The 19,249-nt window shown below is 48.0% G+C and carries 16 protein-coding genes and 1 pseudogene; 5 read left to right on the top strand and 12 right to left on the bottom strand.

Going from position 1 to position 19,249, the window contains the following annotated elements:
- Positions 1 to 22: 22 nt before the first annotated feature.
- Complete coding sequence (locus tag FW758_RS01920; protein ID WP_446444492.1) at positions 23 to 2,281, bottom strand: ABC transporter permease subunit; 2,259 nt, start codon at positions 2,279 to 2,281, stop codon at positions 23 to 25.
- 200 nt (positions 2,282 to 2,481) lie between these two features.
- Here FW758_RS01920 and FW758_RS01915 point away from each other — a divergent pair, with 200 nt between their 5' ends.
- Positions 2,482 to 2,982, top strand: coding sequence for a glycine cleavage system protein R (locus tag FW758_RS01915; protein WP_071939034.1), 501 nt, complete (start codon positions 2,482 to 2,484; stop codon positions 2,980 to 2,982).
- 153 nt (positions 2,983 to 3,135) lie between these two features.
- Here the strand turns inward: FW758_RS01915 and FW758_RS01910 are convergent, their stop codons facing one another.
- Both FW758_RS01910 and FW758_RS01905 read right to left on the bottom strand, forming a co-directional pair.
- Positions 3,136 to 4,023 (bottom strand): DMT family transporter, encoded by an 888-nt coding sequence (locus FW758_RS01910; protein WP_300483183.1) that lies wholly within the window; start codon positions 4,021 to 4,023, stop codon positions 3,136 to 3,138.
- 100 nt (positions 4,024 to 4,123) lie between these two features.
- A pseudogene (locus tag FW758_RS01905) lies at positions 4,124 to 5,278 on the bottom strand (alpha/beta hydrolase).
- Between the two features lie 370 nt (positions 5,279 to 5,648).
- Here FW758_RS01905 and FW758_RS01900 point away from each other — a divergent pair.
- Positions 5,649 to 6,470 carry a DUF2797 domain-containing protein gene (locus tag FW758_RS01900; protein ID WP_006081061.1) on the top strand — a complete coding sequence of 274 codons (822 nt, stop codon included), beginning with the start codon at positions 5,649 to 5,651 and terminating at the stop codon, positions 6,468 to 6,470.
- 262 nt (positions 6,471 to 6,732) lie between these two features.
- Here FW758_RS01900 and FW758_RS01895 read toward each other — a convergent pair whose 3' ends face one another.
- Positions 6,733 to 7,452, bottom strand: a complete 720-nt coding sequence (locus FW758_RS01895; RefSeq protein WP_446444491.1) for a DUF4136 domain-containing protein — start codon at positions 7,450 to 7,452, stop codon at positions 6,733 to 6,735.
- Positions 7,453 to 7,850: 398 nt separating this feature from the next.
- Between FW758_RS01895 and FW758_RS01890 the strand changes: the two genes are divergently transcribed.
- Entirely contained in the window at positions 7,851 to 8,444 is a 594-nt protein-coding gene (locus FW758_RS01890; RefSeq protein ID WP_012088771.1) for a LysE family translocator, read from the top strand.
- Positions 8,445 to 8,471: 27 nt separating this feature from the next.
- Positions 8,472 to 9,020 (top strand): DUF1415 domain-containing protein, encoded by a 549-nt coding sequence (locus FW758_RS01885; RefSeq protein WP_446444490.1) that lies wholly within the window; start codon positions 8,472 to 8,474, stop codon positions 9,018 to 9,020.
- 502 nt (positions 9,021 to 9,522) lie between these two features.
- Here FW758_RS01885 and FW758_RS01880 read toward each other — a convergent pair.
- Complete coding sequence (locus FW758_RS01880) at positions 9,523 to 9,990, bottom strand: GNAT family N-acetyltransferase (protein ID WP_259215535.1); 468 nt, start codon at positions 9,988 to 9,990, stop codon at positions 9,523 to 9,525.
- Between the two features lie 665 nt (positions 9,991 to 10,655).
- On the opposite strand from FW758_RS01880, the gene FW758_RS01875 reads away from it, so the two are divergent.
- Complete coding sequence (locus tag FW758_RS01875) at positions 10,656 to 11,888, top strand: serine hydrolase domain-containing protein (RefSeq protein WP_446444489.1); 1,233 nt, start codon at positions 10,656 to 10,658, stop codon at positions 11,886 to 11,888.
- 209 nt (positions 11,889 to 12,097) lie between these two features.
- On the opposite strand, the gene FW758_RS01870 is transcribed toward FW758_RS01875, so the two are convergent.
- From FW758_RS01870 to FW758_RS01840, 7 genes are all read right to left on the bottom strand, one after another.
- Complete coding sequence (locus tag FW758_RS01870; protein WP_446444488.1) at positions 12,098 to 12,928, bottom strand: SseB family protein; 831 nt, start codon at positions 12,926 to 12,928, stop codon at positions 12,098 to 12,100.
- 215 nt (positions 12,929 to 13,143) lie between these two features.
- Complete coding sequence (locus tag FW758_RS01865; RefSeq protein ID WP_446444487.1) at positions 13,144 to 14,430, bottom strand: acetyl-CoA hydrolase/transferase family protein; 1,287 nt, start codon at positions 14,428 to 14,430, stop codon at positions 13,144 to 13,146.
- A 169-nt stretch (positions 14,431 to 14,599) separates the two neighbouring features.
- Entirely contained in the window at positions 14,600 to 15,721 is a 1,122-nt protein-coding gene (locus FW758_RS01860) for an ABC transporter permease (RefSeq protein WP_006081051.1), read from the bottom strand.
- Positions 15,711 to 16,667, bottom strand: a complete 957-nt coding sequence (locus FW758_RS01855) for an ABC transporter ATP-binding protein (RefSeq protein WP_006081050.1) — start codon at positions 16,665 to 16,667, stop codon at positions 15,711 to 15,713. Before FW758_RS01855 ends, FW758_RS01860 begins: the two co-directional genes overlap by 11 nt.
- Entirely contained in the window at positions 16,664 to 17,767 is a 1,104-nt protein-coding gene (locus FW758_RS01850) for an HlyD family secretion protein (protein ID WP_446444486.1), read from the bottom strand. The genes FW758_RS01855 and FW758_RS01850 overlap by 4 nt, the downstream gene beginning before the upstream one ends.
- Entirely contained in the window at positions 17,764 to 18,465 is a 702-nt protein-coding gene (locus FW758_RS01845) for a TetR/AcrR family transcriptional regulator (RefSeq protein WP_446444485.1), read from the bottom strand. Before FW758_RS01845 ends, FW758_RS01850 begins: the two co-directional genes overlap by 4 nt.
- A 124-nt stretch (positions 18,466 to 18,589) precedes the next feature.
- Positions 18,590 to 18,937 carry a hypothetical protein gene (locus FW758_RS01840; RefSeq protein WP_011846399.1) on the bottom strand — a complete coding sequence of 116 codons (348 nt, stop codon included), beginning with the start codon at positions 18,935 to 18,937 and terminating at the stop codon, positions 18,590 to 18,592.
- Between the last annotated feature and the right edge of the window lie 312 nt (positions 18,938 to 19,249).

Below are 19,249 nucleotides of genomic sequence, written 5' to 3'. Positions count from 1 at the left end.
TAATGTCATTGTCTTATCCCCGTTACAGCGAGCTATAGCGTTCACGTAGACGCTGTCTCACCACTTCTGCAATGGTGTTAAAGAAGAATGTAAAGATGAATAGCACGAATGCCGCGAGGAAGAGCACACGGTAATGCGAACTACCGATAGCCGACTCAGGCATTTCAACCGCAATGTTTGCTGCCAAGGTTCGCATCCCTTCGAACACGCTCCATTCCATAATGGCGGTGTTACCGGTGGCCATCAGTACGATCATGGTCTCGCCCACAGCGCGGCCTAGGCCCATCATGATGGCCGAGAAAATACCTGGACTTGCCGTTAACAACACCACACGAGTCAGTGTCTGCCAAGGCGTCGCACCTAAGGCTAAGCTGCCGTTCGATAAATGACGTGGCACAGAGAAAATCGCATCTTCCGCGATAGAGAAAATCGTAGGAATAACCGCAAAGCCCATGGCGATACCCACTACCAGCGCGTTACGTTGGTCGAAGGTGATGCCCAGTTCGTTGGTGATAAATTGACGGGTATTACCATCAAACAGTGCCACTTCGATGATTGGGCTGACCGCAAAAGAGAACCAACCCACAAAACAGACCACAGGGATCAACATCAGCTCTTGGTACACTTCGGGTAAACGTTGTTTCCAAATAGCAGGTAACTTACTCCAGCCATAGGCCGAAGCGAGAATCGAGGTCGGCAACAGGGTCAGTAAAATCAAGATACCGGGGAGATGTTCTTCAATCAGCGGCGCTAACCACAGACCCGCCAAGAAACCTAAGATAACCGTCGGTAAGGCTTCCATGATTTCGATGGTCGGTTTCACTAAACCGCGCACCTTAGGCGACATAAAGTAAGCGGTGTAAATCGCACCGGCAATGGCTAAAGGCACGGCAAATAACATGGCATAAAATGCCGCTTTCATTGTGCCGTAGGCCAATGGCATTAAGCTCAGCTTAGCTTCGAAATCGTCAGAACCCGAAGTCGATTGCCATACGTATTTAGGCTCTGGATAACCTTCATACCATACCTTGTCCCACATGGCGCTCCATGACACTTCTGGGTGTGAGTTTTCCACACTGAAGATATGCAGCTTTTTGTCCGCTTCAACGACTATGCCGTTTGAGCGTGGGGTAAATCCCATTTTACCGGGGTTTTTAAGGTCGAATTTTTCGTCAAACAGTTCACGATGACTCGTGGTATAGAGCAATGTCAGCTCGCCCTCAGGGCTCACAGTCGCAAAACTCTTACGGTAGAATTCAGAGGTAATGGACTCAATAGGCGGTAAGTCATCAAACTGGCGGATTTCTTGATATAAACGCCCTTTTGGACCACTGACTTGGAAGTACTGGGCCACAATACCTGTGTCGTAGCTGACCAGTAACGAACTTGCGCCCGCCAGCAAAGCCACGTTATTCACTTGGGCTTTAGCACGTTCAACATCAATCACCTGCAGCAGATCTAAGCTGTCAGTATCACGGATGTCGTACACGAAGATTTTATTGCCAGTTTGCAACATCAATTGACGTTGATCGGGCGTCATCAGCTCATGGGAGACTTTCTTCGGTGCATCTTGAATTTGTGACGTCGTAGACACCCACTCCACTTCTTCAGTCATCATGTTCTCTTGCCCTTCGAGGCGAGTCAGGCGCCAAACGCCGCTCTCATCTTGATAGGCAAAGCTCATTTTGTCTGAACTGTAGGTGAAGGTCAGTTTATGAATCGCACTGCCCGTTTCATCGACTGTAATTGGGGTTTCGCCTGCGGGATAACGCAGTTTAGGCGTGATTAAGCGCTTGTTGTTTGGATAACTTAAACCAAACTCTAGGCCAGCCACTAGGACCTGACCATTACTTAATCCCAGCGCAAAACGCTGTTCGCTCGGCACGGCAACGGCGGCACTGGTCACAGTCACGCCCGCTGGCAACGGCGGTGTAAAGCTAGAAAGTAGGCTACCGTCGGCAACGGTATAGAAGTCCACTTGGCCATCAACGGCCACACGGTACATCACCTCATTTTGCTCTTCAGCGCCCACCATTAAGGTCGGTACATCCGCATGCTGATAGCTCACCGTCTTAACCGGCGTGACATCAGCACTATCGAAAATGGGTTTAATCACATACAACAGATAAAAGAAGATCAACAATAAGGCGACAAACACCATAGTGCCGCCGATAGTGACGCCGATTTGCGCCGCTTTATCCTTAAATGCCCTGCGATTCGAGCGTCCGCCTTTAAGCATACTGTGCGATGCAGAACCAGGTTGAGTGACCTGACTTTCCATTAAGAACCTCTATTATTAATAGCCAGCGAGTTTTTTCGCTAGGATTTGCCGAGTGCTATGCTTACACTGTTTGAACGTAAACTGAGCAATAACAACATCCTTTATTCTAAGTGCGTTGGATTATATGACGCAAAGATGACAGTTGTGTTACACCCCGTTTTAAAACAGGTGCCTTTTACAAAAAATAGGAGTCAGTCACTATGCTACGATATTTGATCACACTACAAGCACCTGATAGAAAAGGATTAGTAGAACAAATCGCCCATGCGGTGAGCCGTCACGGCGGCAACTGGCTCGACTCGGAATTGCGCCATATCGACGGTATCTTTGCCGCTATTCTGTTACTTGAAGTGCCTTCACTGCGTATGGATGAGCTTATTGAGGCGCTGGAGTGCATCGATAGCCTCACCCTCACCTACGCCAAAACCTCGGTCGCGCTTAAACCCATCAAACGCCTAAGCTACAACCTAGTGGCCTATGACAGACCCGGACTCGTGCTCGATATCTCAAATAAGATCAACGCCCTTGGCATCAATATCGAGCAGTTTAGTAGCCAATATGAAACCGCTGGCCACACAGGTATCGCTCTGTTTCGGGCGACTATCGGCCTTGGACTCACAGATCTCGCCCAAGAAGAGCAACTGGTAGCATCCCTCTATGCCCTGGGTGATGATCTCGTGCTCGATAGATTAAGCCGTTAACCTTTACGACGAGCTAACACTTATCACACTCGGCACATTTAGAGCGTGCATTTGCCATAGCACTTTCAAACTGCACGAAAATGGCACTTAAAAACGATTTGAAGATGCTAAAAATACAAACGCCGCTAAGCAGATGCCAGCGGCGTTTTTTGTTTAAGTCACTTTTTGATGCCGAGATTTGACTAAGTAACGCAGCGGCACTTGGGAGATCAACATCCCCAATAACATCAAGCCACAGCCGAATAATGCCCGCACACTCAAACTCTCATCGAGGAAGATAATGCCACCAATGGCCGCAAATACCGTTTCTAAACTGAGGATAATCGCCGCATGGGCTGGATGCGCATTTTTCTGTGCTAACACTTGCAAGGTATAAGCAATCCCCACCGAAATCAGCCCAGCATAGAAGAGTGAACCCCAAGCCGCCATCACACCATCGAGCGTGGTGACTTCAATCACCGCCGACACCATCAAGCTCAGCACGCCGCAGACGAAAAACTGCATCATGGCTAACACCACGGGCGAAATCCGCTTGGCAAAATGATCCACCGCCAGAATGTGCAATGCCCAAAACAAGGCGCCCACCAACTGCAAGGCATCGCCATAACCTATGCTCATGCCATCTTTAACGCTTAAAAAATACAAACCGACTGCGGCAATCGCGCAGCCAAGCCAAGTATTCAAGCCTGTCGTATGTTTTAGCGCTAACCCAAGCACAGGCACTAACACTATATATAGACCAGTGATAAAACCCGCGTTCGCTGCTGTGGTGTATTGCAAACCGACCTGTTGAAATGACGCGCCCGCAAACAGTAAACCCCCGACCAGCAAACTGCCGCGCACTAAATCCTTTGGCGCACTCACATGCAGCTTATTTTGCCGACGCAAGTACCACACCAAAGGCACTAAGCTAAACGTCCCCATTAAAAAGCGAATACCATTAAACGCAAAGGGGGAAAGATGTTCCATACCTAAGGTTTGGGCGACAAATCCAAAGCCCCAAATCGCGGCGGCAAGCAGTAATAACAGGTTGGCAGGCAAGATAAATTCTCAGCGAACAAAAAGATCACAAGATTACCTAGCCGCGTGAGACTTGTCCAAACATGTTGCAACTTTGTAGTTAAACCCTCTCTGGGAGCGGTTACTTTTTCGCTTGCGACTGCAAGTGTTTAGCTTGACTGAGGATCTCATTTAAAAACACGGAATCCGTTTGTTTTGCCAGTAGCACGGCTTTATCGGAGGCTTTTATCGCCTGCTCAAGTTGTCCATCCAGATCATAGGCGGTCGCTAAACTGTCCCATAACACCTCTGAATTGGGGAACACGCGCGTCCCCTCTGCGAGAATTTCAACGCCCCAAGCTGTTTTTTGTTCATAAGTCGCTTTGAGTCCATAAACATTATATTGCTGAGCAAAGAGTGGAAATTCATAGCCAAACTCAGCGCTCTTTTGTCGATAGAAGTGTTTTATGTCCTTGAGTGGCATAACGGCAATTTCAGGCACAGCATTCCAACCGACAAAAAGGGTCTTTAATGCCTCAATATTGCCAACAAGCGGCGTACTGTCGTGGGTTTCATCGGGGAAGTGTTTGTAAAACCAATGCAGTTGCTTTGATGCGTTCCCCGTGGGGCTTGTGCCTAAGCTGCCTTGCAACTGCTTAATTTGCGCCGCAAACGCGCTCGCCATTTCATTGGGTTCACTTGCCATACTCAAAAACCAGCGCAGTGGTTTCGCACGCTTGGCTGGTAATAACTCTGCCGACTTAAGCACTAGCCAATCACTGTCCCATCATAAACTGGGACTGATTGAAATCACTGCATCAAATTGGCTATTTGGCGTCATAGCCACATAACTCGTAAACAGCCCAGCGAAGGAGTGACCCGTGAGTATTTGATAATCCGAGGTGCGGTATTTTTGGCCTAATGTACTGAGCAGCTCTTGCTCTAAAAATTGCCTGAACCGTTCAGCACCACCGGAGCTGTCTTTAAATTTATCGATTTGAGTCGGCGTGAAATACTTCATCCGTTGATCCGAACTCACGCCAACGGTGATCATTTCCGGAATAATGGCATAAGTACTTAAAAAGCCAACATTCGCCGCCACATGCTCAAATTGGATAGAGCCATCTAATACGATTAATACCGGATAGTTAAAATCGTTGGAATGCGCATAGGTATCTGGCAAATGGATTTGTAAGCTTATGTCATCATTCAAAATTTCTGAATGAATTACCGTCTTATCCGTCTGTGCGAAGACAGCCGTTGAAAAGAAGAACATCAGCACTAAAACCAACCGCATAAGTACACCTCCATTTGTAATGCTGGGTAACTTACTGGTTTTCATCATAAGACTCAAATCATTACCCTCAAAAAGTCTGATTAAGATGATGGAGTTGAGTACAGTTTACAAAGACTCACTCAATCAGCTCATTCAATCGACTAATTCAATCGACTCTGGTCATTAACGCCATCAATCGGCTCGCTTATTGACTGACTTATCGATTCACTTACCGATTCACTTATCGCCTTACTTATCGAAAAATCCTATCTAAACTGGCTTGGATAATCTTGTATACTGACGGCCACGCAATGACGATATAACGAAAGCGTGCACTAGACCGCATGATGAGCGACTAAGCTGCACCAGAACGCAACACATTAGGATTACCATGTTAGGAACGCTAAAGAAGATGCGCGTACAGTTAGATGACGCGCAACAAGTGCAATATCAACTCGTTGTCGGTGATGAGTTACTCCCGCTCAATCCATTGATAGGCAAGCAATTAACCTTGACCCACACAGGCAATATCTTCTGCTGCAACTGCGGTAAAAAAAGCAAGAAGAGTTACTCGCAGGGCCACTGTTTTGTCTGTATGCAAAAGCTGGCGAGTTGCGATATGTGCATCATGAAGCCGGAAACTTGCCATTACGACCAAGGCACTTGCCGCGAACCCGAGTGGGCCCAGAGCCACTGTTTTGTGCCGCATTATGTGTATTTGGCGAATACTTCGGGCGTCAAAGTCGGCATTACCCGCCACACTCAGCTGCCCACCCGTTGGATTGACCAAGGTGCCACCCAAGGTTTGCCGATTTTTAAAGTGTCAACAAGACAACTCTCAGGTCTGGTCGAAGTAGAATTGGCCAAACTGGTCAACGATAAAACCCATTGGCAAGCCATGTTAAAGGGCCACGCCGACGATATCGATTTAAATGCGAAAGCCGCAGAACTGATCCCGCAAATTGAGGCTAAGTTGCATGAAATCGGTATGCAAAAAGGCGATTACAGTATCGAGCGTTTAGATGAAACGATTCAGCCGATTCATTATCCTATCAACACCTTTCCTAAGAAGATCACTTCCCACAACTTTGATAAAAACGGGGTTGTGAGCGGGATTTTGCAGGGGATTAAAGGTCAGTATTTAATGTTCGATACCGGCGTGATTAACATTCGTAAGTTTTCATCCTACGAGATCAGCGTCGAGCACGACTGATAGCCTGAAATCGAAACGGGACTTGCCCCGTTAAAATGAAAAAGCGCGGCAGTTTTCACTGTCGCGCCCTTTATTGAGATGGCTGTCACTAAAATACCATGTCCCACCATTCAAAAATGGGAGCTAGCGCCACAAATGTGGGACCGAGCCGCTCAATTAAGCACTAATACCGTTTACTAATCCCGTTTATCTGACGAATGCTCCTATCAAGATGCTGATTCACTCAGGCTAGCACTGAAACGAAGCAAGACTAAATCGCTGGCTAAGGTGCCACATTAACCGATGGCATGTTGGCCACCATGCTGGCAATAAGACTGTCGAAGTTTTCGGTTAGCTCATCCATCTTTTTAATGTTGCCAAAGCCTTGGGCAAGGACACGCCAAATGGGTTCGTCACCACCGCCCTTTATTTTGGTCGGCTTAAACAGTGCTATCACCACAGTGCCCTTGTCATACTTTTTAGTGTTCACACCTTCGGTCGAAAGCCCAGCAACCAAACCTGTTACCGCCAGAATTTGCTCATCGCTCATTTCAGTGCCCATGGCAACACCAAACCCGACCTGAAAATCTGCCAGTTGTGGGTCTTCAACCCAGCGATATCCCTTATTCTGCAAACTTTGTTTGAGTACATCTTGCATGTGCTGCAACACTTGCTGCGGCTCTAAGCGCTTGTCTGTGATAATTTTTTGAAACTTGGGATGCCAAGTGTACGTCATGGCGGTTGGTGGTAATTCACTGAGATCGCCAGACATCACGACTGTGGTTCGCAGCGGCTGCGCCGCGTTATCCGTCACAGTCACGCACCCAGTAAGACCTAAAACGCCCGTGAACAGCAGCACTAACACAGCTAAATATCTATTGAGCACTCGGCTAATATCTAGATGTAGTCCTCGACTTAGGCTTAGATCCTGCCTTCGACTTAGGCCCCGATTAAGCTCTCCACTTCGCTCTCGATGTAACGCGTTATGCAGCGGATTGATCATGCACTGTTCCCTCATTTTATAAAATTCTGTCTAAGGATAGTCGCTATTGCTAAAACTGAAAGTTGATATGCATCATAGTGTTAAATCAGCATATTCCAATATAGATTGATGTTCTCGCCATCACAGGGAAATCACCAGCCTGCGCTAATACTCTCCATTCAATATTGAGCCTCTTAGTGCTTCAACCTATTTTGTTATTCTTTTTCGTTTATAAACTCGCTATGCCGTATAGGCGCGGCAATATTTAACCGCTAGAATGCCTCGCCTGCGCTGCAATCAAACGCTGCAAAAACTTGCTAGCCACACAGTATTGCGCAGGCAGATGCGTCGGTCGCAGCCGAAATATCGCCATTAATCACAATGCCATACAACGAAAATGAAAGGTGTGAGATCTATCTATGGAGTTAATACTCGCTATCGCGCTATTCGCCTTCTCATCGGGGATCACCCCAGGGCCGAACAACATTATGCTGATGACCTCAGGGGTTAACTTTGGCGTAAAACGCAGTATTCCGCATCTGCTGGGAATAAGCCTTGGCTTCCCAACGATGATCCTCGCGATCGGTTTGGGCTTAAGTGCGCTCTTCCAAAGCTATCCTATCATCCATCAAGTGATTAAAGTCGTCGGCATAGGTTACCTTTTGTATCTGTCTTGGCTTATCGCCAACAGCAGTAGCAAGATGGAAGGCAAAGCCATTGCCAAACCCTTCAGTTTTATCCAAGCTGCGGCGTTTCAATGGGTGAATCCTAAGGGCTGGATCATGGCGGTGGGCGCGATTGCAACGTTCACATCAGTACAGCAAGATTTAACCCCACAGGTCATCACTATCGCGACAGTATTTTTATGTGTCGCCTTCCCCTGCGCCATTGTGTGGCTCGGTTTTGGCGTGGCCCTTAAGCGCATTTTAAAAAATGAGCGCCAACAGAAGATCTTCAATATCACTATGGCAGTCTTGCTTGTGGCGTCTATCATCCCTATGATCGCCCCCTAATTTTTGTCAGCACGAGTCACTACCACCATGAACGAAATCGACATGATCATTAAACAAACCGACAACTGGGTCAAAAAAGTGATCATGAAATACAATATTTGCCCCTTCGCCAGACAAGAAGTCGAGCGCGGCAGTATTCGGTATCTAGTGGTGGAACAAACCAAAGTCAAACTCGTGCTAAAGGCATTGATTGAAGAGTGCCAATACCTCGACGCCCACCCCGAAGCCGAAACCACACTGTTTATTCTGCCCCGAGGTTTTGAGGGCTTTTATGCCTATCTCGACCTCGTCGACATGGCAACCGATACGCTTATCGAGCACGAGTACGAAGGCACTTACCAACTCGCCACCTTCCACCCAGACTATTGTTTCGATGGCGAACCACAGGACGGGGCAGCCAACTTCACCAACCGCGCCCCCTATCCAACCCTGCACATCATTCGCGAAGCCAGCATGGAGCTCGCTCTTGCCAGCTACACAGATCCCGAAACCATCCCAGAACGCAACATCGCCTTTTGCGAACGCAAAGGCAGCGACTTTTTCGTTAAGTTGTTAGCAGAGTGCATGGGGAAATAGCTTAAGCGCCTCAGAAATAACTGAGAGAGATGGTAAATATAAGAAGTTGTAGAGTAATCACTTAACCTTGGTATCCAAAAATTAAGCACTGTCACTCCAGTGACACGCCGTAAACTCGTCCCTGAGGGCTCGACGACGGCATCCATGCCGCCAACGGTCACTTTCATGCCAGTGCTTAATGCCGTGGATTTTTGTGTATACCTACTGACCGCGAAGCCAAGATAGCAGGCTAAAAACGGGACAACAGATCTGCTTGCTCAGCTATATTTTTGCTTTTACGGCTCAAAAATACCAGATTGTGATACCAAGACAGAAATAGCCATCTAAGCAGACAGTGCTTTGTCCCTTACTTGCACAACTCCAATAAGGAAAATACTATGCCTGACCTGTCTTTTTCTTGCGGCATAACACACTCCAACATCGAAAAATTATTTCAATCTTATGGAAAATGCAAACTCCAGGTTTTAATTTAAATGACTTGATTTTCGTCTTTCAAAACTGCTTATTCACCGATGTTTGCGCTCATAACCAGTACATTTATACCTTTATAATTGACCTGCTCTATAGGCTCAAAGCCGTGTTGCAAATACAAACCTCCGGTTAAATCCTCTGTTTGAAGGTACAGGTTTTTAACGCCTATTTTATGCGCTAGCGATATTATCTCTTTTACTAGTTTTGAGGCGACTCCTTGTCCCCTAGCCTGCTTAGTGACGTAAACACCACCAAGCCAAAATTCAAATTCTGGATATATGTCCATTTCTCGAATTTTTAGCTCTGCTGATCCAGCAAGAACGCCATTCACTTTCCCGATGATCAGAATTGGAGCGGTATCTCGATTTATAGATGCTGAAACTTTTTTAACTACTTCGTCCTCGGTATAACTACCACTATCTCGGCACCATTCGTTGAAATACCATTTAGCGACAGTTTCTATAGCTGAAGGATTATCGGCAAGTAATGAAATTTCCATATATCTCCGTACATGTATCACGCTCACTTAAGCGTTTTACTTACTTTGGTTAAAATGCTTGTGGAACGAAGCAGCTTTGCGGAAGGTATAAGATAAACTTAACCTCCACGCTTATTCTAAATACTTGCTAAAAGCTGCCTAATTTGGTCATGAGCCTAGAAGTATCATGAACATACACGGACAACCACACTTTTATTTGTTTTATGAACAACATCTTACTAACTTAACTCTACCAAGCAAAAGGATTGCCGTACTGGATTACTTTATAGGGATGTAAAACGAGGACTTCGGAAGCCATAGCAAATTTGGCCATGAGAGCAAGGAGCTTACAACTCCGTAGGGCGTCTTTGGTGGATATGACGAACAGTACTTTTTGATCAACTCTTGATTAAATATCAGGGGATAAAGATCCACCACTTTGACTTTGAAAACTAAAAACGAAGTTAGAAAGTAGACTATATCTAAAGCGTGTCATCATTAGTTACACCTGCGATATTGCAACTGTAACCACAGTCCAATATGTTCAGTTCATCAGGCTGTTACGAAACAAATCCACACTCAGTATTGCGCCACGCTAAATACTCCCGTTTGTTTTGATAGACGAACACTTGAACAGCCCCTGTTTCGCCAAGGATTTTCAACATTTGATAAAGGACTAAAATCACATGCTCAATATGCTAAATCCGCTACGTAACACGTTGGCTTTATTGATGTTCGGCTGTTGTTATCCGATCGCAGTATCAGCCGCGACTGCCACACAAGATGATGCGGCGCAAAATGTCAGCATAAGCCGCGTTGAGCACGGGCTTTCCAGCTTAGTGGTTGCAAAAGGCGCCTCAGCGCAAAAGATGAACCTTGTGGATCGGATGCAATATTATCGGGTGCCTGCGGTCAGTATTGCGGTCGTCAATAATGGCCGCATTGAATGGGCTCGGGCTTATGGCGTCAATATTGCGGGAAAAGACGGCGCTAACGATGCGCAAAGCACGACACCAACAACATTATTTCAGGCCGCATCCATCAGTAAATCCCTCACCGCGCTGGCAGCATTGCATCTGGTTGAACAAGGAAAACTGCAACTGGACGGTGATATCAATAACCAATTGCACAGCTGGAAGCTGCCTGACAATGAATTTACCAAAGAGCACAAAGTCAGCCTGCGACAATTGCTTAACCACAGTGGCGGCATCAATGTTCATGGCTTTAAAGGTTATGCCGACGGGCAGCCTCTGCCCGACTTACTGGCGGTGCTAAACGGTGTTGCTCCGTCCAATACCGATGCGATTCGGGTCGAAGCCGTACCAGGCAACCAATGGAGCTATTCTGGTGGTGGTTACACTATCGCCCAATTGATGATGATTGAGGCCAGCGAACAGGATTTTCCGCAATTACTGCAACAAACCCTCTTTTCTCCTTTAGATATGCAGCACAGTTTCTTCGCACAAACCTTACCAGCCGAAGCGCGCAGCAATGCCGCTGCAGGACATGATGAAAATGGCGCTGCAATTGCGGGTCTGTGGCATCAAAACCCCGAGCTGGCGGCAGCAGGTCTGTGGACGACGGCGACGGATTTAGCCAAAGTCATCATTGAAGTGCAACAGTCGGAGGCGGGAACGTCCAATAAAATACTCTCAACGGATATGACCAAAACCATGTTAACCCGACTATTGGGTGAAACCGGCCTTGGCTTTTTTGTTGAGCAACTGCCAGACCGGATTAGCTTTAGCCATAGTGGCGGCAATGAAGGCTTCCGCAGCCAATTATATGGTTATACCCAAACGGGTCAGGGAGCCGTTGTGCTGACCAACGGCGATAATGGTTCCGCCTTAATAAAGGAAATTCTGGCCAGTATTTCAGCCGAATATGACTGGCCAGAATTTAAAGTGACAGAGAAGTAAGCTGCTTAAATAAGGCATTAAATAACAGCACATTGAGCAGTAATGCGAAGAGAAACAGTGCATTGCCAGACGCCAGACTAAAAACCATTTAGCTGGCGGCTCGCTTTAAAATTGCGGCGACAAAATAGCAGCGATGATCGCCACAGAAAGCGCGAATAAGCCTTAACTCATTTAATGAGCAGGTAAATAGATCAGCCTGTTATTTATGATTAGGCAAACCAGCGCTTCATTTTTGCAAACAACGACTCACTGTAAAAAGGCTTGGCTTTTTCAACACAAAACTGTCCGAGGGGTTCTTGAACATCTGCGCGCATTTGATGCACTTTCACCTCCCAACTATTGGGGTCCATTTTGCGCTGCATTCTATCCACATCTGCCCTGATCCGGCTTAAATCATCGGCATCATCAGCGACAAACTGCACCATCAAACAGAGCGCATGATCTGTGCAACTCCTACTAAAATTCAACGAGTTGGATTCGATAAGGTAGGCTTTCTGGACACGCTGATAGTTTGAGAGTATTTCCTTTAACTCCGCAAAAATGGGCAGTTCATCACTGAAGACTTTGCCCAGAATAACCAGTGCGCCCCTTTGTTCAACCAAAGAAAAATCCGGTAATAGCATGTAGCGGATCTCATCTTCATCTAAGGTTTTCGACATATTACTGTTGGGATTCAGCGCCATATCGTTGCCCGACTGCAATAGCAGCTGAAAAATCGTGGCCGCTTCGAGTTCCATCACGCCATGGTACTCAGTGCCTTCGCTTTTCATCAGCTCAATGGCTTTATCAACCGCGGTTTGGGAGGTAAAAATAGGGGTAAAAGGATGATCGCTGCCATCTTCTAAGGGGATATACCATTGCTTGATGCTGATAGCGATAGCACCATCACCCGCCTGCGGCGCATCCTCGCTACCCTCACTCAAGATAAAGAGTTTTGCTTGGCTCAATTGCTGATAAAACGCCTCAGCATACGCATTATTGCTTAATGCCTTTTCAAAACATTGTTCGAGTGGATTGGTCGCTTCTAAGTGGTACAGCATTGACAAACATCCTTTTATTTAGCAGTTCAGTCCTTTCTTATCAAAGCGTTAAAATACTTTAAGCAATTCAATTAACACTGAACAGATAATATCGTGCGGGCATATTAAAACATTGGGCGCGGGGGATCTAGTACGCCCAGCCTACCTCTCTTTATGTTTATGCTTGCCATCAATGAAGACTGAGCGACAGATCTAACGAGGGACACACCTAAAAACTACAGTCTTAAGCCCCAAACATCGAAGGCATCACGGCTCAATTGTTCCCTAAAATCTGGGTGAGCGATAGCGATCAACGCTTGTGCCCGTTCGCGCAATGAACGGCCGCGTAGATTGGCAGCGCCATATTCGGTCACAATGTAATGCACATGGGCCCGAGTGGTAACGACACCCGCGCCGGGTGATAACACACTGGCAATACGGGAAATCGTGCCGCCCGCAGCCGTGCTGGGTAGCGCAATCACAGAGCGCCCACCTTCGGATAACCCAGCGCCGCGGATAAAATCCATCTGGCCGCCGACGCCAGAATAGATTTTAGTGCCAATCGAATCGGCGCACACTTGGCCAGAAAGGTCGACCTGCAGCGCCGAGTTAATCGCCATCACATTAGGGTTTTTACGGATAATGGACGTGTCGTTGACTTGCTCTATGTCCATAAAGATAACCGCAGGATTATCATCAACATAGTCGTATAATTTCTGGCTACCCAGGGCGAAACCTGTGACTAGTTTCCCCGGATAAAAACGCTTCTTGCTGTTGTTAATCACGCCCTTTTCAACCAGTTGTAATATACCGTCAGAAAATAGCTCAGTGTGAACGCCCAAATCCTTATGGTCGGTTAAGCAAGATAAAACGGCATCGGGGATTGCGCCTATGCCCATCTGCAGGCAATCGCCATCGCGTACCAATTGGGCGACATTTTTGCCAATGGCCAGACTCACGGCATCGCCCGTGCCGAAAGAATGGATCGGCAAGGCCGCACTTTCTTCATACACAGCAGCAAAACGGTCGATATGCATAAACCCATCACCGTGGGTGCGTGGCATTTGTGGATTGATATGGGCGATGATCTTGCCCGCCACTTGGCAGGCCGCAAGCGTGGCTTCGACCGAGATCCCTAAGGAACACATGCCGTGCTTATCGGGCGGCGACACTTGGATAATCGCAGTATCAATTTTTTGCTCGCCGGAGCGAAATAACTTAGGCACTTCAGACAGGAAAATCGGCACATAATCCGCATCACCACTTTGCAATAATGCCCGCGTCGGCAGACCACCGAAAAAACATCGATGGCGTAAATGTCCCTGTAAACTCGGATGGCTTAAGGATTCAGCGCCTTCGGTATGTAACTGTAATAAGGTGAGATTGTCTTTAGTGAGTGCGTGCTGCGCCAACGCATCGAGTAAGATACGCGGCGTGGCGCCCATGGAATGCGTCCACAGCGTCTCGCCACTTTGAATTAATGCAACGGCTTCGAGCGCGCTATGACAAATGATTGCAGGCATAATGAATTCCCTTCCCTAAGCATGATGGCGGCAATGGCCCTAGCGGTAGTGTAAGGGATATCCTAATTAAGCAATATCGATTTCAATGGCTTAGCGCGACTGTTTCTCTATAGTTTGCGCTATATCAAAACTCGGCACTTTGCTCTTAGCAAAAATGCCGAGCACAGGGCTAATCCAAGCGCTTAGAGAATCTCATACTGGCGATAAATAGCCCGATACAGGTAAAACCTATCATCCACAGGGCATCAAATTGCAGATCCATCACTTGGGCATCGCGCAGCACTATGGCCCGTGACATGCGCATAAAGTGGGTTGCGGGTAAGGCTTCGGCAATCCACTGCGCCGCGATAGGCATGGCTTCGTAGGGGAACATAAACCCTGACAATAGAATCGATGGCAGCAGGATAAATACCGTCATTTGCATCGATTGCAACTGGGTTTTCGCTATGGTCGAAATCACTAATCCTAAAGTTAAACTGGCGCAAATGAACAACATAGCGGCAAGGGCGATGGAGTCGATTCCGCCACGAATCGGCACATCAAACAACAAATGCCCTGCGCTCAGGATAATGGTCACTTGCACAAAGCCGACGATCACATAGGGCACGATTTTACCCAGCATCAACTCCAGCGGCCGCACTGGCGTAGTGATCAAAAACTCCATATTACCCTGCTCGCGCTCACGCACTATGGCGGCGGAGGTAAACATCACCATGGTCATAGTCAAAATCACCCCCAACAGGCCGGGCACGATATTGACCACAGAGCGTTGCTCGGGATTAAAATATTGCACCACTTCAAAACTCGGCATCACGGTTTTTTGCGCTCTCCCTGCGACTTCATCCAGCGGCATTTGCCTAAGGCTACGAATGGTTGAGGCGACAACCGTATCAGAACCGTCCACCAGCCATTGCCCTACTGGCTGAGCTAAATATTGCTGACCCGCAAAGCTTGGATGCCGCACTAAACGCTCATCGAGATCGGCGGGCAAATACAGCACAGCTTTAACTTCGCCGCGAGTGATCGCCGCCTCTGCCTCGGCCGCACTTAAATAACGCTGTTTAAAATCCACCACCTGCGTCGCTTCTACCGCCTGCACCAATGAGCGGCTGTAGGCGGAATCGCTCAAATTCACTAGCCCCGCGGGCAGATGGCGCGCATCGGTATTGATGGCATAACCAAACAACATCAATTGCACCAGCGGGATCATGACTATCATGCCAAAGGTCATACGATCCCGTGATAATTGCCGCAGCTCTTTGACGACAATTGCAAAAATTCTACGCCACATGATCAGTTTCTCCCTTGGACACCCCAGCCAAACGCTCGCCGGTGCAAGTGACAAACACATCCTCTAGGCTAGCGCGCACTTCTTCCATCGTCCGGCTGGCAACCCGAGGTTTAAGCCAAGCGAGCGGATCTTCAATATCGCTGCGCACTAACACCCGCAAACGACTGCCGATTTGCGCCGCCGATAATACGGCAGACTCGCTGATCAATGATTGCTTTAAATTGCGTAAATCATCCCCTGAAATTTCAACCACCCGAGCGCCCATCGCCGCCATCAGCTGCTGGGGTGAACCGTCGGCGCGTTTTATCCCCCGCTCTAAAATCGCCAGACCGTGGCAACGCTCGGCTTCATCCATATAGTGAGTCGACACAAGAATCGTGGTGCCTTGGGCGCAGAGATCGAATAAGCGCTCCCAAAACTCGCGCCGATTCTCGGGATCGACCGCCGAGGTCGGCTCATCGAGAAACAGCAATTCGGGGTGATGCAAGGTCGCCGCCGCTAAGGCCAAACGCTGTTTCTGGCCGCCACTCATGGAGCCCGCCATTTGTTTCTCGCGGCCGACTAAATCGTACAGCGTAACTAACTCGGCTATCCGCAGCTTTGAGGCTCGGCGGTTCAAACCATAGATTTGCGCGACAAATTCTAAGTTTTCCCGCACCGAAAGATTGTCGTACAGGGAGAATTTTTGCGTCATATAGCCGATGCGGCGACGCAGTTTTTCCTCGGCGCCGGGTAAGGTTTCACCCAAGACGCGGATTTCCCCCGACGTTGGGCTCAGCAGCCCAGTCAACATGCGAATTGAAGTGGACTTTCCGCAGCCATTGGGGCCAAGAAACCCATAAATAGTGCCCTTGGGAATGGCGAGATCGAGGTTTTCCACCGCATTGACGCCGCCAAAGGCGCGGGTCATGCCTTGGGTCTCGATAGCAAAATCGGCGTGGCTCATGGCAACTCCACAGCTAATGCCATGCCCGTCGGCAAATCCTGACCTTCGGCAGAAATAGTAATATCAGTCAGATACATCAGCCGCGCTCGATCACGCTCATTAAGCGCATAAAATGGCGTGTAAGCAGGTTGACTGCGGATATTGCGCACTGTGCCAGTAATCGGTATCTCGCGGCCATCCACAAGAATATTGACGCTATCACCGGCCTTCACTCTATCTAACCAAGTCGCGGGCAGATAAACCCGCACATAGGGATCCTCACTCGCCAGCAAACCAATCAACTGAGTACCCGCAGCAATACGATCGCCTACTCGCCAAGGTAGGGTATCGACAACGGCGTCACGCGCCGCCACTAAGCTCAAGTCGGCTAAGGCTTTTTGTTCTATGGCGACACTGGCGCTGGCGGCGGCCACCGCCGCTTTGGCTTGTTCTAGCTGCTCACTACGGGTGCCATTTTCTAATAGGCGCAGGCTTTGCTCGGCCTCGGCTTGCTTGGCTAAACTGGTATCCCGCGCCGCACGGGCGGTATCTAAATCCGCTTGGCTCAGCACTTTGGTGGCATACAAACGGTTAGTACGCTCAAAGGCTCGCTGCGCTTCCTTCACGCTGGCATTCGCCCCATCGAGCACGGCCTTGGCGCGTTCTATATCCTCTAAACGCGCACCAGTCACCGCCTCAGAAAGTTTAGCCTTGGCCTGTTCAAGCTCGGCTTGACGCAGGGCAAGGCGCGCATTGGCCGAGGTCGAATCGAGCGTGAGTAGCACTTCGCCCGCCTTAACCTGCTGACCTTCAACCACATTTACCTGAGTAATCAACTCACCCACGGGCGCGGTCAGTGTCAATCTGTCACGCTCGACTGTGCCAAGGACGCTCGGCGACTCTTGGCTGCAAGCCGCTAACTGCAGCAGCAAACAGCCTAAAACGACACCTGTCGCGACTCGTTTAATTAACGCGGTTTGATTAGTTAACTTATTGTTTCTTAACTTATTGTTGCTTAACTTACTGCTACTTAATCTGTTGTTTCTTGAGTTGTTTTTACTGAAACGATTGCTACTAAAATCTTGGTCATTCAACATCGTTAAACCTGTCGTTGAGCTCATGACTGGCTCCTTGGTTCACATAACAGTCCCTGCGTAAAAACCTGCATATTGTGCAGTGTTAAGCGCTGCAAAAGCTCAGCATCGGCATCAAAAAAGCCGAACTGACGCATTAATACGGGCGGGGCAATAAGCGGAAATACCATAAGACTCACAAAACTTAGCCGTGCTAAATCGGGGTCGACGCCCTCTTTTAATAATCCCGAATTAACTAAGGTGGATTCGAGCCATTGCCGCGACAGAGTTAACACTTGCTCAAATACAGACAAGATAATCCGATAGGGTTCCGAGCCATCGCCCTCCTGCAACACTCGTATAATCAGCCGTGGCAAGCCAGGGTTGGGCGCCATAACGCGATAGTAGGTCTGCATGATTTCGCCGACATTATTAGGCGCTTCAGCCGCGGATATTTCGCGTAAGCGGGTTAATACGGGCTCAAGGGTTTCCCGTACCATTTGTTCAAACAAACCCGCTTTCGAACCAAAATAGTAACGGATAAGTGCGGCATCGACCTCGGCTTCGCGGGCGATTTCACGGGTAGACACAGTAGGATAACTGCGATGACTAAAGAGACTTAAGGCAGCGGTTATTAAGCGTTGACGCGCGTCTGAGTTTCCCTTCGGACGACCGAGAATGGGCGGCGATTCAGGTTGGGTGCTAAATGGAACGACGCCCCTAGGACGACCGGGAATAAGCGACATGGCAGGCTCCAGCAAAATTCATCTATTGATGAATATACTGAAACGCCGCGTAAAAAGGCAGCAGTTAAATTCCTCATTTTCATTGGTATTGGGGAATTTAACCCTAAAGCGTCAAGACTAAAATTTATGCACCTTTGACTATGGCACCTAAACGGCTGACAAATTGCTGCACGGCTTCGACTGTGTCAAAGCTAAAGGCAAGTCCATAGTGGGTTTCGGTGAGACTCTTATGCAAACGCTTTGGAAAACGAGTCATCTCCGCATTGTGGAAATAATCGTATTTGGCATGCACGCCTGCAATGGTGGCGAGTTCGCCAGAAAAAACCTCAAATGCGGGCCGAATAATCAAGTTCGGTGATTTACCGTCGAGGTGTAAATAGAACGCCTCTTTGGTGTCTGGGAGCATGTATTCGGTAATGTTTTTTATGGTGAAGTTAGTGCGGCATTGCAATCCACTTAAGCAGCTCACCATCTCATTATGTTCTATCGCCAAACTTATTCTCCCTTATCTCTTTAATCCTGCCCAAGTCGCATTGCATCTCGTATTTCAGCCCATCGCTCAATCACTATTTGAATCACTGTTTCTATTAGTAATTCAACCAATGGTTCAAATCAATGGTTAAATCAATGACCTGATAGCTGACTTATCATAAATGCGTGCATGCTTGGCAGTATGGGTATTCATCACGTTGATGCTACTTTAACTCAGCTCAGCCTAATCGGTTTACGCTGTAAATGCACTAAGCTGATGTCGATCTCACAAAGCGAGTGGCTAAGTTTAGCG

This window comes from Shewanella sp. 1180_01, assembly GCF_052850535.1.
The sequence above is the reverse complement of the archived record's forward strand: the minus strand, read 5'-3'. Positions and strand labels throughout refer to the sequence as shown.

Coding starts and splice junctions, on each gene's coding strand:
- FW758_RS01840 (WP_011846399.1), bottom strand. CDS start 18,937: ATGGTGAGCTGCTTAAGTGGATTGCAATGCCGCACTAACTTCACCATA.
- FW758_RS01885 (WP_446444490.1), top strand. CDS start 8,472: ATGAACGAAATCGACATGATCATTAAACAAACCGACAACTGGGTCAAA.
- FW758_RS01880 (WP_259215535.1), bottom strand. CDS start 9,990: ATGGAAATTTCATTACTTGCCGATAATCCTTCAGCTATAGAAACTGTC.
- FW758_RS01870 (WP_446444488.1), bottom strand. CDS start 12,928: ATGCTGTACCACTTAGAAGCGACCAATCCACTCGAACAATGTTTTGAA.
- FW758_RS01860 (WP_006081051.1), bottom strand. CDS start 15,721: ATGTGGCGTAGAATTTTTGCAATTGTCGTCAAAGAGCTGCGGCAATTA.
- FW758_RS01900 (WP_006081061.1), top strand. CDS start 5,649: ATGTTAGGAACGCTAAAGAAGATGCGCGTACAGTTAGATGACGCGCAA.
- FW758_RS01920 (WP_446444492.1), bottom strand. CDS start 2,281: ATGGAAAGTCAGGTCACTCAACCTGGTTCTGCATCGCACAGTATGCTT.
- FW758_RS01890 (WP_012088771.1), top strand. CDS start 7,851: ATGGAGTTAATACTCGCTATCGCGCTATTCGCCTTCTCATCGGGGATC.
- FW758_RS01875 (WP_446444489.1), top strand. CDS start 10,656: ATGCTCAATATGCTAAATCCGCTACGTAACACGTTGGCTTTATTGATG.
- FW758_RS01850 (WP_446444486.1), bottom strand. CDS start 17,767: ATGAGCTCAACGACAGGTTTAACGATGTTGAATGACCAAGATTTTAGT.
- FW758_RS01895 (WP_446444491.1), bottom strand. CDS start 7,452: ATGATCAATCCGCTGCATAACGCGTTACATCGAGAGCGAAGTGGAGAG.
- FW758_RS01865 (WP_446444487.1), bottom strand. CDS start 14,430: ATGCCTGCAATCATTTGTCATAGCGCGCTCGAAGCCGTTGCATTAATT.
- FW758_RS01855 (WP_006081050.1), bottom strand. CDS start 16,667: ATGAGCCACGCCGATTTTGCTATCGAGACCCAAGGCATGACCCGCGCC.
- FW758_RS01845 (WP_446444485.1), bottom strand. CDS start 18,465: ATGTCGCTTATTCCCGGTCGTCCTAGGGGCGTCGTTCCATTTAGCACC.
- FW758_RS01915 (WP_071939034.1), top strand. CDS start 2,482: ATGCTACGATATTTGATCACACTACAAGCACCTGATAGAAAAGGATTA.